Genomic DNA, 14,389 nt, shown 5'->3' with positions numbered 1-14,389 from the left:
CCTCCTTATTTTTGGGTAAATCTTACAGAACTTCTGGAGCTAATGAAACGATCTTCATGAAGTCATCTCCACGAAGTTCACGAGCAATTGGGCCAAAAATACGGGTACCCTTAGGGCTCTTATCGTTGTTAATCAAAACAGCAGCGTTTTCATCAAACTTGATGTATGAACCATCCTTACGGTGTAGACCTTGCTTAGTCCGTACTACAACAGCCTTAACAACGTCACCCTTTTTGACAACGCCACCTGGTGTTGCCTGTTTTACAGTAGCAACAATAATATCACCAATATTACCTGTTTTTACTCGGGAACCACCTAAGATCTTGATTACCAAGATTTCGCGGGCACCGGAGTTATCAGCGACCTTCAACCGACTTTCTTGTTGAATCACGGTTAATGTCCTCCTTCCATCTTTGAATAAGAATTAGAATACGAAATTTAGAGTTATCTGCTAATTAAAGGGTAGCAGCCTTTTCGACAATCTTTACAAGACGGAAACGCTTCTTTGCAGATAATGGACGTGTTTCCATGATTTGTACAGTGTCGCCAGTCTTAGCTTCGTTGTTTTCGTCATGTGCGTAGTACTTCTTAGAATACTTAACACGCTTGCCGTAAATTGGGGCACTCTTGTAAGTATCAATCACAACAGTGATAGTCTTATCCATTTTATCGGAAACAACGCGGCCTTGATAAACCTTACGTGCATTACGTTCTTCACTCATGCGCTAATCCTCCTTTTCGTATTCTTTATTTATTTAATTCTTGTTGACGAAGAACTGTCTTAACCCGGGCAATGTCTTTGCGTACTTGCTTAAGACTTGCAGTGTTTTCCAATTGGCCGGTTGCTAATTGGAAACGTAAGTTAAATAATTGCTCCTTCAGTTCCTTTTCACGGTCAAGTAGCTTCTCAGTGGTTAATCCATTCAGTTCTTGTACGTAATCTTTACTTTTCATTAGATTGTCCACCTACTTCCTCACGTTTTACGATCTTAGTGCGAACTGGCAACTTGTGACCGGCAAGACGTAAAGCTTCACGAGCAGTTTCTTCAGATACACCTGCTACTTCGAACATTACCTTGCCACGCTTAACTGGGGCAACCCATCCTTCTGGGGCACCCTTACCATTACCCATCCGGACACCAACACCTTTGCTAGTGTAGGAAAGTTGAGGGAAGATCTTAATCCAAACCTTACCACCACGCTTCATGTAACGGGTAATAGCGATACGAGCAGCTTCAATTTGACGGTTACTAATCCAGTGGGAATCCAATGCTTGTAAACCAAACTCACCGAATGAAACAGTCTTACCACCCTTGGCTTCACCACGCATGTGGCCACGTTGAACCTTACGGTGCTTAACTCGCTTAGGTACTAGCATGTTTACTTCCCTCCTTCTTCATCGTTGTTCTTCTTGGTTGGCAAAACTTCACCACGGTAAATCCAAGTCTTTACACCAAGAACACCGTATGTAGTATTTGCTTCATCCCAAGAGTAATCAATGTCGGCACGCAAAGTGTGCAAAGGAACAGTTCCGTCTGAGTATGATTCAACCCGTGACATATCTGCACCATTCAACCGACCAGCAACTTGAGTTTTAATACCCTTAGCACCGGCACGCATTGCACGTTGCATAGCACCACGCATTGCACGACGGAATGCGATACGTGCTTCCAATTGACGAGCGATGCTTTCACCAACAAGGTGAGCATCCAAGTCTGGCTTCTTAATTTCCACAATGTTAATGTGGACACGCTTACCAGTTAACTTGTTTAATTCCTTACGAAGTGCTTCAACTTCTGAACCACCCTTACCAATAACCATACCAGGCTTGGCAGTATGAATTGAAACGTTTACGCGGTTAGCAGCACGTTCAATTTCAACGGTTGATACTGAGGCATCAGCAAGTCGCTTTTCAATGTACTTACGGATCCGAAGGTCTTCGTTTAAGTAGTTTGCAAAATCTTTTTCTGCATACCACTTAGCAGTCCAGTCGCGAATGACCCCAACACGAAAACCATTAGGATTGATCTTTTGACCCACTATTCATTCCTCCTATCGTTCTGTAACAACCACTGTAATATGACTAGTCCGCTTGTTAATTGGTGAAGCGGAGCCCTTAGCACGTGGACGGAACCGCTTAAGGGTTGGTCCTTCGTTTGCGAATGCTTCGCTAACAACAAGTGAAGCACGATCTAAGTCAAAATTGTTTTCAGCGTTTGCAACAGCAGAATTTAATACTTTTTCAACATCTGAAGCGGCACCACGAGGAGTGAACTTCAGAATAGCAAATGCTTCAGCAACGCTTTTACCGCGAATTGCGTCTAAAACAAGACGAACCTTACGTGCAGAAACACGAACCATCTTAGCAGTTGCCTTAGCGGATGTAATGTTTTCAGCCATGTCTATTGTTCACCCTCCTTACTTAGTTGCCTTGTCATCAGTAGCGTGACCATGGAAAGTCCGTGTTGGAACAAATTCACCAAGTTTATGACCAACCATATCTTCTTGTACGTAAACTGGCACGTGCTTACGACCATCATATACAGCAAAAGTATAACCGATAAAACTTGGGAAAATTGTTGAACGACGTGACCATGTCTTGATGACAGTCTTCTTATCAGAACCTTCTTGTTCCTTAACCTTCTTTAATAGAGAAGCGTCAGCGAAAGGTCCCTTCTTCAAACTACGACCCATTTAGTGTACCTCCTCTCGGGTATTTAAGCGATATTTAATCTTAACGAGTGTGTGGACCGCGCTTCCGACCACGAACAATAAACTTGTTTGAACGAGCTTTGTGTGAACGGGTCTTCTTACCAGCAGTCTTCTTACCCCATGGAGATAGAGGAGATGGTAAACCAACAGGTTGCTTACCTTCACCACCACCATGTGGGTGATCATTAGGGTTCATAACAGAACCACGAACATGTGGACGTTGACCAGCGTAACGAGTACGACCAGCTTTACCCTTAATCAGCAATGCATGTTCATCATTACCAACAGTACCGATAGTAGCACGGCAAGTTGCAAGAACCATCCGAACTTCACCAGATGATAAACGAACAAGTACATATTTTTCTTCCTTACCAAGTAATTGAGCAGAAGCACCAGCTGAACGAGCTAATTGACCACCCTTGCCTGGCTTTAATTCAATGTTGTGAATAACTGTACCAACTGGAATGTTCTTTAATGGAAGAGCATTACCAACCTTGATATCAGCATCTGGACCAGATTGAACAGTCATGCCAACCTTAAGACCCTTTGGAGCCAAGATGTATGACTTAGTACCATCAGCATAACCAAGTAAAGCAATGTTTGCAGTCCGGTTTGGATCATATTCAATTGCCTTTACGGTTGCAGGTACATTATCCTTAATCCGCTTGAAGTCAATGATACGGTATTGACGCTTTACACCACCACCACGGTGACGAACAGTAATATGACCGTAACTGTTACGACCAGCCTTGTGCTTCAAAGGAGCCAATAATGACTTTTCTGGAGCTGACTTTGTAATTTCTGCAAAGTCATAACCGTTCATATTACGGCGACCGTTAGTAGTAGGTTTGTACTTACGAATTCCCACTATGTTTTCCTCCTTTTTCTAATGATTAGTTTTCGCTGTCATTAAACAGCTTGATTTCATTTGAGTCGGCAGATAAAGTAACAATAGCCTTACGACGACGCTTAGTGTAACCAACGTAACGGCCTTGACGCTTCTTCTTACCCTTTAAGTTCATGATGTTTACCCTAACAACCTTAACACCAAAGATTTCTTCAACAGCATTCTTTACTTGTGTCTTAGTTGCTCGTAAATCAACATCGAATGTGTAACGCTTGTCGTCCATACCGGCCATTGAAGCTTCGGTAACTACTGGACGTAAGATAACTTCGCGTGCTTCCATTATGCGAGCACCTCCTCTACTTGAGAAAGAGCTGACTTAGTGATGACAATCTTTTGACTGTCAACAACACTTAAGATGTTAACACCAGCTGGTGTAACAACTGTGGCATTTGCCAAGTTGCGAGCAGACAAAGCAGCGTTCTTGTCATCATCAGTAACAACAACCAGTACCTTTTCGGCAACCTTAAGGTTATCCATAACTCCTGCAAATTCCTTAGTCTTTGGTGCATCAAAGTTCAATGCATCAACAACAACTAAAGCATTGTCGAGAACCTTTTGAGAAAGGGCAGACTTAATAGCAAGTTGACGAACCTTGCGGGGAAGGCTGTACTTGTAAGAACGTGGAGTTGGGCCGAAGACAATACCACCACCACGGAATTGTGGTGAACGGATTGAACCTTGACGAGCACGACCAGTACCCTTTTGACGCCATGGCTTCTTACCACCACCGCTAACAGCTGAACGGTTCTTTACGGCATGAGTACCTTGACGCATTGAAGCGCGTTGACGAAGAATGGCTTCAAACTCAGCATTTTCATTTGGTTCAACACCGAAAATATCAGCATTCAAATCGATAGTACCGTTTTGGCTACCATCTTGCTTGTACAAATTAACGCTAGTCATTATTAACTTCCTCCTTTCTTAATTATTTGTTATGTTGCTTGCTCAGGCTCTTCTTAGTGTTAGCCTTCACAGAATTCTTAATAGTAACGTATGACTTGTTAGCACCAGGAACGTTACCCTTAATTAAAAGAACATTGTTATCAAGATCAACCTTAACCACTTCAAGGTGTTGCATAGTGACAGTCTTGCCACCCATACGACCTGGCAACTTCATTCCCTTGAAGACACGGTTAATAATTGGTCCTAATGAACCTGGACGACGGTGATAACGAGAACCGTGTGACATTGGTCCACGTGATTGGTTGTCCTTGTGAATGTTACCTTGGTAACCATGACCCTTTGTAACACCCGTAACGTCGACAGTTTCACCTTCATTGAAGACATCAGCCTTAACTTCGTCTCCAACCTTGATGTCATCCCCTAATTCAGCGTCACGGATTTCACCGATGAAGCGCTTAGGGGTCGTGTTTGCTTTTGCTGCATGACCTTGTTCAGGCTTGTTACTCAAGATTTCACGCTTGTCATCAAAACCAAGTTGAACGGCATTATAACCATCGTTTTCAACAGTCTTGATTTGCATAACAACGTTTGGTGTTACGTCAATAACAGTAACTGGTACCAATTCACCGTTGTCAGTAAAAACTTGAGTCATCCCAACCTTTTTACCTAAGATTCCTTTGGCCATGAGTACACCTCCTAAAATAATTTAATTTAAAATATAATTACAACTTAATTTCGATATCAACACCACTTGGAAGATCGAGCTTCATAAGTGAATCAACAGTCTTTGGTGTTGGATCAACAATATCAATCAAACGCTTGTGAGTGCGCATTTCAAATTGTTCCCGAGACTTCTTAAACTTGTGTGGTGAACGAAGAACAGTGTAAATTGTCCGTTCAGTTGGTAACGGGATAGGACCTGAAATTTGAGCACCTGTACGCTTTGCAGTTTCAACAATCTTGTCTGCTGATTGATCAAGGATACGGTGTTCATAAGCCTTTAACCGAATACGAATCTTTTGTTTTGCCATTATATTCCCTCCTTCGTCAGATTTAAAATTTGACTAGCTCCGCGGAAATTACCGCCACATCCTGTGGCAAAGCGGCCGGGTGTGTCGCAACCTTCCGCATCATCGCTTCGCAGCTTAATTTCGTTGGGGGTATACAAAATATACCTCTTGAACTCAAGCACCTATCCATAATACTAAAGAATGATTGTTATATCAACCTTTTTGAGAAATTAATTTTACTTTTTTCTTTACAAGTTGATTGCAGCCGCGAAATTTTTCTGCAATATTTTTTAGTTTTGGTCGTGTTTGTACTAACAAATGCTAAAATATGATCATTGCACATTTATTTATCAAGGAGTTACTTATGGAGTTTTCGTTTAAGAAAAAAAACGTTACTAAATTATATCTCGAATACACGGTTCTCTTTCTATTCCTTGCTCTGTGTATTTTTGGGACATATTTAGTAACAGGTCATAGTATTATTTGGAGTAAGGACGCTCTGAATCAGCACCTTCCTCTTTTAGCCCAGTACCGGCAAGCAGTAGTTAACTTTCTCCATCATCCTGGAAAACTTAATTTTTGGTCCTGGCAATTTGGATTAGGATCAGATACTTTTCAAGTCTTTTCCTATTATAATATTGGAGATATTTTTTCCTATTTAGCCCTTCTCTTTCCTGCACGTGAAATCACTCGAGCTTACCAGTTTATTAGCGTTATTCGAATGTACTGTGCTGGCTTATCCTTCGTCTATTTTGCACAGCATTTCAAATTTAAGAATACTACCATTCTCGCAGGAACAACTGCTTATTTAGTAAATTCTTTCCTATTATATGCTTGTGTTGCCCAACCGTTCTTTACAACACCTTTTATTCTTTTTCCATTAATTGTGGTTCAAATTGAACGAATTTTACAAGGCGGTTCTGCATGGCCATTGACTGGGGCCTTTACGTGGATGCTCATTAGTAACTACTACCTGGCATTTATTCTCGGGATTGGTTCATTAATCTACCTCATTCTCCGCGTTACAACTAAGTACTTACGGGACCTTAATTACCTCCAAGTATTTATTAAATTAGCCTTTGCTACTATCACAAGTTTACTTTTGTCAGCCATTATGTGGATTCCGGAGCTGATTGCTGTTAGTCATTCAACTCGGCTTGGAGCACAATTTGCTAATGGCTTGAAGGTTTACCCACTATATTATTACCTTTTCTTACCGAAGCAGCTAATCAACGGTGATCAATGGTCCTTTATGTTTTGGAGCGCTCTAGGAATTGTCTCCATTGGTTTCATTGCCCTTGTCTACGCCTATATCCATGCTAAAAAGTACCCATTAATTACAATTAGCCTTGGTCTTGCCCTTATCATGCTCCTTATTCCTGCTGTTGGTGCAGCCTTTAACGGAATGATGGCTGCCTCGAATCGCTGGACACTCTTAATCTATCTTCCTTTAGCAATGGCAATTTGCCTATTGGTTGAAAATGCTACCTCACTCTCTCGCCATTCGCTAAAAATTATTTCCTCAGCAACGGGAATTTATGTAATGATCCTCCTTGTTACGTTTCTCTTTGAAAACGAAAATGATATTGTCATCCCCCTCCTTTTCCTCATAACCTCACTCCTCCTCCTCTGGCTAATTGACTTCCATCGGCTTAACCATCCCCAGCTTTGGCTTCTTGGAATTATCGTTCTTAATGCAGGTTTCAATGCGATCTACGCATCATTCCCGTTTAACGGCGATTTTAGTACTAAGATGCTTAACCGCGGACAATACCAACAAATGATGGCAATGCGTTATGGTGGCCTTGATAAAGGCTTAACTCGTACCCCTACTTACCGAGTATCCACAATTAGTCAAAATCAAATTATTGATGTTCCAACTATTGATAACGATCTTACTTCCGGACTTCATAATATTGATTCATATTATTCATTGCAAAACCAATATTTAGGTAATTTTAGTACAAGCTTGCAAAACAATCAGTACCAAGCAAACGTTCCCCTTCGTCAAGTTGATGATCGAACAGTACTCAATCACTTTTTGGGTGTTAAATACTTATTTGTCCAAAGCGATAGCGAAAATGCTACCAAGATTCCTGCTGGTTATTTTCTGGATCAATCATCTACACCCATTATTAATTACGATTCTGGTCAACCGAGCGATATCAAAGACAAAAAAGACTTTATTCCTACCCAAACAAATCGCTATAAATCAAACAATGCTTTCCCACTAATTTACTGGCAAGATAGCTATATTAGTCAGAAGTGCTACCATAGACTGTCCCCTACCGAGAAAGAGCGAGCATTGGCAAGCGGGGTGGTGGTTAATCACGAAAACGTTACTAAAGGGATGAAAGCCGCAAATCTTAATAACCATGTCTATAAACTAAAGAGCAATTTAATATCAAACCGATTGAATAAAGTTAATCCCCAAAACTTAAAGTATACGGACAGCGAAGAAAAATACCGGATTGAGCTTCCTCAATTAACAAACTCTGCTTTTAGACAAAAGCTCCGTGGTTCTGAACTTCACATTGAGTTTAGCCAAATTAAGTTCACCCCATTTTCAATGAAGGATCAGCTTAAGTATGAGCAGGAACACCTCCAACAGATGGCAACTAATCCTGGCAGTAGCGTTAATCATAAATATAACCAGTATCGCTATTGGCGTTACCATGTCCTTAACGGCTCTCCTGATATTAGCTTTAAAATTAATGTCGGCAGTCGCTTTGGTACTGCAACCATTAGTCAGCCAAAGCAAAGTACTCTCTCATTCTTTAAGCAGGTTAAAAATTCGACATTAAATATTGGCTACTATACCGGCGGTCTCCCAGATCATCTTTCATTTCAACCAACGAAACTTGGTACTTATCAATTAAAGTACCAGGTAGTTGCTGAAAAGCTTGATAATCATTACGAGAATCAGGTGGCAAGAATTAAAAACCATGCTTTACGTAATCTCAAGTTTAGTCAAAACCAGATTCAAGGCACGATCAGCACTAGCAGAAAAGGAATCCTTACCTCCTCGATTCCTTATTCGAGTGGTTGGCAGGCAACTGTAAACGGTAAAGCCGTTAAGACGGTTAGAACCAACCAAGCATTTCTAGGAATTCCGCTTTCGGCCGGAACACACCGGATAACGTTCACTTATCAATTACCTGGCTTCCGTCCTGGCTTAATCATAAGCATCGTTGGTTTAATCTGGACGCTAGTAGCTGCTTTGATCTCACTAATAATGTTTAATCGCCAAAAAATATAATAACTAGAAAAGGCTCCCCAACGTCATTTAGACGCTAGGAAGCCTTTTTAGGCTAGAGAATAGATTAAATTTTAGCCCGCTTTGGCATTATAAGGTTAAGAACAATTGCCGTAATTGCTGCCATTGCAACTGGCGAACCAAGAAGGTATTGAACCATTTGTGGTGCACCATGAACAATCTTTTGCGGAATTAACACTAAAGCAATTGTAATCACAATTGGCAATCCGATGATGTAGAGGTCACTTTCTCGGACCTTTAAGTTTCGAATAACATTTAACCCATTTAACATGATCGTTACAGTAATGATAGCGAAAACCCCACCGATTACTGGAGCCGGAATAGCTGCAAGAAAGGCTGAAAGCTTCGTACAAAATCCTAGAATAATAAACCATACCCCAGCGGCGACAAACACAATCTTACTGGCAACACCAGTGATTGAAATGATTCCGGCGTTCGTAGAGTATCCCGTGACAGGTGTTGTCCCGGTAATCGTAGCGATTAAACAACTAAGACCTTCACCAATAATTCCCCGGTTCCATTGCTTATCAGTAATTTCATGATTTGTTACGGCACCCATTGCAAACCAAGTTCCGGTAGTTTCAGTAGTTAGAATTGCATAAATAATAATGAAGGTAAAAATAGCAGTCATATCGAAGTGAATCCCCCAGTGAAAAATTGTTCGTTGAGGAAGACTAAACCATGGAGCTGCTGCAACAGATGAAGCATCAAAGCGTCCCATTGAAGCACTGATTGCTGTCCCCACTAACAAGGCAATTACAATTGAGCCAGTCTTAAATAACTTTTGAACCCTAGGGAAACGAATACTGATTGCCACACAAATAATTAAAATGGCAGCAGTAATTCCTGCTAATTCCATATTTTGGTACACATCCCCTTTAGCCTCAAAGATATTATCGTTCAATGCTGAAGGGATTAGTGATAAACCAACACAAGTAATAATTGTTCCACCAACAACAGCCGGAACTAACCGGTTAATAATTTTTTGGAAGAAGCCACTAAGGCCTAGCAGGATTAACAGAATTGCACCAACAAGTAATGCCCCCATTAATGTTGACATCCCACCACCATGAAGGCCACCACTAGCAAGAACAACCCCAGCAGCCGCGGTTAAAGGGACAAATGACGGCCCTTGAGACACGGGCATTTTCATAAAGTAAGCCGTTTGCAAGATTGTACCAATCCCACAAGCTAAAAACGTTGCTTGAAGTAGTCCTGTGGAATCAGCTGCCCCCATTGCCAATAATCCACCAAGAATAATTGGCGGAACATAAACGTCCATTGCCAAAACGTGTTGTAAACCAAGTAATACTGCTTCTCCGGTTGGAACCTTTTCATCAGGTCCAATTAATAATTGTGCCTTTTCATCCATTTAAGATAATCCTCCTACTCTCTTCCATAAACTTTTTTACCAGCAACATAAACACTTTGAATATCTTGCTGTTCGGTTTGATACATTAATCGCTGAAAGATATCAGCGCTTGTTAGTTTCATTAATGTTTGGTGCGCATTGACAATCTGAAAGTCAGCTTGAAAACCTGGAATAATTTTTCCAACTTTTAGCTGAAAAGCTTTAGCCCCACCAACAGTCGCCAAGTAGAATGCATTTGCCATCGTTATTCGTGAGCCTTTAACACCACGAACCATCGGCGGTAAAGAACTATCAACCCCATCCATAAGCATCTGTGATGACTTAACTGCTTGCCGGATATTATGGTAAAGACTTGGTGAATAGCCTCCTGAAATATCGCTCCCTAAGCCAACGCAGTTTCCATCAGCTAACATTTTTCTAACTGGTAAAACCCCATTACCAAAATAAATATTTGAAATTGGGCAATGAGCAATCGTAGTTCCTCTTTGTCGAAGAATCGTTAAGTCATCCGCAGTTAGTTGGGTTCCATGAGCCATCACTGATTTTTCTGTTAAAAGATGGAAGTGATCCATTACTGCCGTATCATGGATGCCAAATCGTTTAATTGCATACCCATGCTCCCAATCGCTTTCACTTAAATGCGACTGGATCGGTAAATCATACTGTTTAGCAAGCTGACCTAGGCCCGTCAATGCTTCATCAGTACAGCTTGGCACAAACCGTGGTGTAATCACCGGAACCACTGTTGATGAATTTCTCTTGGCTAATTCAAAGATCTCTTTAATAAATTGCTCCGTTGCATGAAGAGCGCTTGCTGGCGATTGGTTTTGGTAATAATCCGGTGTCTGCTCTGGATTATCCATTACAACCTGACCAACAAAAGCACGTAATCCCTGCATAATCGATTGCCGGGCTAACTCTACGTTGGCGTCATTATGAATCGTGCCAAACATCATTGCAGTAGTAGTGCCGTGACTGAGTAGCTGGTGAACAAACTCTTGATAAACATGACGAGCATAGTGAGAATCAGCAAACTTAGCTTCCAGCGGAAAAGTATAGTGATTCAACCAATCAGCCAATGGTAAATCAAGTGCTAATCCTGCTTGGGGCCATTGTGGAGCGTGGACGTGAAGATCAATGAACCCTGGCAATAAGTACTGGTTAGCTTTTAATTCTATTAGCCTCTCCGCTTGCCGGGCATCATTTAGTATTTGAGAATACTCATCATTAGTTGGTGATAACGTTCGTGTTATAGTTCCACTACGATCAATACAAATTATATGATCTTCATGAGATTCTACTTCATTTATATTTTTAGAAGTAAAGTAGGTTCCGTGAATAACGAGTTCCTCCATCAAATTATTTCCTTTCAATAAATTTGTATCATTAGGTTAACACGAACTATTTTAAATGTAAACACTTAATAATTCGTTTTTATTTAAAGAATAAGAAAAGGACTTGAAGACTAATTCGTCTTCAAGTCCTCTCTAAGGATAATTGACAATAATAATTAGTTATTGCCGCTTTCCTTAATGATCTTTTCTTGAACTGCCTTAGGAACAGCTGAGTAGTGATCGAAAGTCATAGTAAAGGTACCACGACCCTGGGTAGCAGAACGAAGGGCAGTAGCATAACCGAACATTTCTGAAAGTGGAACAAATGAGTGGATTTGTTGAGCGTTACCACGTTCTTCCATACCATCAATGGTACCACGACGAGCAGTAACTTGACCCATAACGTCACCCATGTTTTCTTCAGGAACAACGATGTCAACCTTCATAATAGGTTCAAGGATAACTGGATCTGCTTTCTTAGCAGCATTCTTCAATGCGAGTGATGCAGCAACCTTGAAGGCGGCTTCACTAGAGTCGACTTCGTGGTAACTACCATCGTAAAGCTTAGCGTGCATATCAACAAGTGGGTAACCTGCTAATACACCGTTTTGCATAGCTTCCTTCAAACCTTGTTCAACGGCAGGAATGAATTCACGAGGAACAACACCACCAACGATGGCATCTTCGAATTCAAAGCCCTTACCTTCTTCAAGTGGTGTAAATTCAATCCATACATCACCGTATTGACCTTTACCACCAGATTGACGAACGAACTTACCTTGTGCAGATACCTTCTTAGTAAATGCTTCACGGTAAGAAACTTGTGGCTTACCAACAGTAACTTCGGCGTGGAATTCACGACGAAGACGTTCAACAATGATGTCCAAGTGAAGTTCACCCATTCCGGCGATCAAAGTTTCACCAGTTTCTGGGTTAGTTTCAGCCTTAAAGGTTGGATCTTCTTCAGCCAACTTTTGGAGACCCTTGTCCATCTTATCTTGGTCAGCCTTAGACTTAGGTTCAACAGAAACTTGGATAACTGGGTCAGGGAAGTCCATTGATTCAAGTTGAAGTGGGTGATCAGGATCAGTCAATGAATCACCAGTAGTAGTGTTCTTCAAACCAATAGCAGCGGCAATATCACCAGAGAATACTTCTGGAATTTCGTGTTGTTGGTTAGAGTGCATTTGAAGCAAACGACCAATCCGTTCACGCTTGTCCTTAGTTGCGTTAAGAACATATGAACCTGATTGAAGTGAACCAGTGTAAACCCGTAAGAATGTCAAACGACCAACGAATGGGTCGGTAGCAATCTTAAATGCCAAAGCGGCAAATGGCTTGTTATCACCGGCAGTTAATTCAACTTCATTACCATCAGCATCGTGAGCAACGAATGGCTTAACATCAAGTGGTGATGGTAAGTAGTCAATAACAGCATCAAGCATCATTTGGATACCCTTATCCTTGTAAGCTGAACCAGCTAATACAGGGAAGAGCTTTTGTTCCAAAGTACCCTTACGAATAGCAGCCTTAATTTCGTCAACAGAAATTTCGTCACCTTCAAGGTACTTTTCCATGATGTTGTCATCAATATCGGCTAAGGTTTCGATCAAGGCATCGTGACGCTTTTGTGCTTCTTCCTTCATGTCATCAGGAATATCAACAGTGTCCCAGTTAGTACCAAGCTTATCTTCGTCATAAACATAAGCAACCATCTTAACTAGGTCAACAACACCGGAGAAAGTATCTTCGGCACCAATTGGCATTTGGATTGGTAATGGAGTAACGTTCAAACGATCCTTAATAGTTTGAACTGAGTAGTCAAAGTTGGCACCAACTTTGTCCATCTTGTTAGCAAACACAATCCGTGGAACGTTAAAGTCATCAGCTTGACGCCAAACAGTTTCGGTTTGTGGTTCAACACCAGCTTGGGCATCAAGAACAGTTACGGCACCATCAAGAACCCGAAGTGCACGTTCAACTTCGACAGTGAAGTCCACGTGTCCTGGGGTATCGATAATGTTAATCCGGTAATCCTTCCAAACGGCAGTAGTGGCTGCAGAAGTGATAGTGATACCACGTTCCTTTTCTTCATCCATCCAGTCCATTTGTGAAGCACCATCGTGGGTTTCACCAATTTTGTGAATCTTGCCAGTGTAGTAAAGAATCCGTTCAGTGGCAGTCGTCTTACCGGCATCGATGTGGGCCATGATACCGATGTTACGAGTCTTGTCAAGAGGGTATTCACGTTTGTTAGCCATCTTAAAAGTGTATCTCCTTCCAGAATATGGTTATTTCAAAAATCAAACTTTATTTAGAAAAAGGGATGACGGTTATTCAAATAATCTACGTCACCCCTATATTGTAACTGGTTAGACAACCGGTTTCAATTCGCAGTGATTACCAACGGTAGTGTGCGAAAGCACGGTTGGCTTCAGCCATACGGTGAGTATCTTCACGCTTCTTAACTGAGGCACCAGTGTTGTTTGAAGCATCGATGATTTCACGTGCAAGACGTTCAACCATTGTGTGTTCACCACGCAACCGTGCGTATTGAACAATCCAACGAAGACCTAAAGTGGTCCGACGTTCTGGACGAACTTCGATTGGAACTTGGTAGTTTGAACCACCAACACGACGAGCCTTAACTTCAAGAACAGGCATAACGTTTTCCATAGCTTGTTCGAAAACTTCTACAGGGTTGTTACCTGTTTCATTCTTAATTTCATCAAATGCTGCATACAAAATCTTAGTAGCAGTTCCGCGCTTACCATCGATCATCAAGTGGTCAATCAAGCTGGTAACCAACTTTGAGTTGTACATTGGATCTGGTAAAATTTCACGCTTTTGTACATGTCCTTTACGTGGCATTAC

General features: G+C 41.4%; 17 protein-coding genes. 1 reads left to right on the top strand and 16 read right to left on the bottom strand.

What is annotated here, in order from left to right:
• Positions 1 to 22: 22 nt before the first annotated feature.
• The 12 genes from rplN to rpsJ form a co-directional block, all read right to left on the bottom strand.
• The gene (gene rplN / locus PRK60_RS01490) at positions 23 to 391 is read right to left on the bottom strand and encodes a 50S ribosomal protein L14 (RefSeq protein ID WP_003716662.1); all 369 of its coding nucleotides are present in this window, start codon (positions 389 to 391) and stop codon (positions 23 to 25) included.
• A 64-nt stretch (positions 392 to 455) separates the two neighbouring features.
• The gene (gene rpsQ, locus PRK60_RS01485; RefSeq protein WP_003716661.1) at positions 456 to 722 is read right to left on the bottom strand and encodes a 30S ribosomal protein S17; all 267 of its coding nucleotides are present in this window, start codon (positions 720 to 722) and stop codon (positions 456 to 458) included.
• A 25-nt stretch (positions 723 to 747) separates the two neighbouring features.
• Positions 748 to 954 (bottom strand): 50S ribosomal protein L29, encoded by a 207-nt coding sequence (gene rpmC, locus PRK60_RS01480; RefSeq protein WP_003716660.1) that lies wholly within the window; start codon positions 952 to 954, stop codon positions 748 to 750.
• On the bottom strand, positions 944 to 1,378 hold the full coding sequence (gene rplP / locus PRK60_RS01475; protein ID WP_003716659.1) for a 50S ribosomal protein L16: 435 nt from the start codon (positions 1,376 to 1,378) through the stop codon (positions 944 to 946). The genes rpmC and rplP overlap by 11 nt, the downstream gene beginning before the upstream one ends.
• A 2-nt stretch (positions 1,379 to 1,380) precedes the next feature.
• Complete coding sequence (gene rpsC, locus PRK60_RS01470; protein ID WP_003716658.1) at positions 1,381 to 2,040, bottom strand: 30S ribosomal protein S3; 660 nt, start codon at positions 2,038 to 2,040, stop codon at positions 1,381 to 1,383.
• 12 nt (positions 2,041 to 2,052) lie between these two features.
• Positions 2,053 to 2,400, bottom strand: coding sequence for a 50S ribosomal protein L22 (gene rplV, locus PRK60_RS01465; RefSeq protein ID WP_003716657.1), 348 nt, complete (start codon positions 2,398 to 2,400; stop codon positions 2,053 to 2,055).
• An 18-nt stretch (positions 2,401 to 2,418) separates the two neighbouring features.
• Positions 2,419 to 2,694: a 30S ribosomal protein S19 gene (rpsS, locus tag PRK60_RS01460; RefSeq protein WP_003716656.1), complete on the bottom strand. Its 276-nt coding sequence runs from the start codon at positions 2,692 to 2,694 to the stop codon at positions 2,419 to 2,421.
• A 40-nt stretch (positions 2,695 to 2,734) separates the two neighbouring features.
• Positions 2,735 to 3,580 (bottom strand): 50S ribosomal protein L2, encoded by an 846-nt coding sequence (gene rplB, locus PRK60_RS01455; protein WP_102168784.1) that lies wholly within the window; start codon positions 3,578 to 3,580, stop codon positions 2,735 to 2,737.
• Between the two features lie 25 nt (positions 3,581 to 3,605).
• Positions 3,606 to 3,899, bottom strand: a complete 294-nt coding sequence (gene rplW / locus PRK60_RS01450) for a 50S ribosomal protein L23 (RefSeq protein ID WP_102168785.1) — start codon at positions 3,897 to 3,899, stop codon at positions 3,606 to 3,608.
• Entirely contained in the window at positions 3,899 to 4,522 is a 624-nt protein-coding gene (gene rplD, locus PRK60_RS01445; protein WP_102168786.1) for a 50S ribosomal protein L4, read from the bottom strand. Before rplD ends, rplW begins: the two co-directional genes overlap by 1 nt.
• 22 nt (positions 4,523 to 4,544) lie before the next feature.
• On the bottom strand, positions 4,545 to 5,207 hold the full coding sequence (gene rplC, locus PRK60_RS01440; protein WP_003716652.1) for a 50S ribosomal protein L3: 663 nt from the start codon (positions 5,205 to 5,207) through the stop codon (positions 4,545 to 4,547).
• Between the two features lie 37 nt (positions 5,208 to 5,244).
• Positions 5,245 to 5,553, bottom strand: a complete 309-nt coding sequence (rpsJ, locus tag PRK60_RS01435) for a 30S ribosomal protein S10 (RefSeq protein WP_003716651.1) — start codon at positions 5,551 to 5,553, stop codon at positions 5,245 to 5,247.
• 343 nt (positions 5,554 to 5,896) lie between these two features.
• On the opposite strand from rpsJ, the gene PRK60_RS01430 reads away from it, so the two are divergent.
• Positions 5,897 to 8,791 (top strand): YfhO family protein, encoded by a 2,895-nt coding sequence (locus tag PRK60_RS01430; RefSeq protein ID WP_273646178.1) that lies wholly within the window; start codon positions 5,897 to 5,899, stop codon positions 8,789 to 8,791.
• Positions 8,792 to 8,855: 64 nt separating this feature from the next.
• Here the strand turns inward: PRK60_RS01430 and PRK60_RS01425 are convergent, their stop codons facing one another.
• The 4 genes from PRK60_RS01425 to rpsG all read right to left on the bottom strand — a co-directional run bounded on the left by PRK60_RS01425 (position 8,856) and on the right by rpsG (position 14,386).
• Positions 8,856 to 10,181, bottom strand: coding sequence for a uracil-xanthine permease family protein (locus PRK60_RS01425; protein ID WP_102168788.1), 1,326 nt, complete (start codon positions 10,179 to 10,181; stop codon positions 8,856 to 8,858).
• A 14-nt stretch (positions 10,182 to 10,195) separates the two neighbouring features.
• Positions 10,196 to 11,536 (bottom strand): guanine deaminase, encoded by a 1,341-nt coding sequence (gene guaD / locus PRK60_RS01420; protein WP_273646177.1) that lies wholly within the window; start codon positions 11,534 to 11,536, stop codon positions 10,196 to 10,198.
• A gap of 155 nt (positions 11,537 to 11,691) precedes the next feature.
• Positions 11,692 to 13,776: an elongation factor G gene (gene fusA, locus PRK60_RS01415; protein WP_102168790.1), complete on the bottom strand. Its 2,085-nt coding sequence runs from the start codon at positions 13,774 to 13,776 to the stop codon at positions 11,692 to 11,694.
• 139 nt (positions 13,777 to 13,915) lie between these two features.
• Entirely contained in the window at positions 13,916 to 14,386 is a 471-nt protein-coding gene (gene rpsG, locus PRK60_RS01410; protein ID WP_003716646.1) for a 30S ribosomal protein S7, read from the bottom strand.
• Between the last annotated feature and the right edge of the window lie 3 nt (positions 14,387 to 14,389).

It is taken from the genome of Limosilactobacillus portuensis (genome assembly GCF_028607025.1).
Lineage (GTDB): Bacteria > Bacillota > Bacilli > Lactobacillales > Lactobacillaceae > Limosilactobacillus > Limosilactobacillus portuensis.
Note: the sequence above shows the minus strand (reverse complement) of the source record. Positions and strands in the feature narration are given on the sequence as shown.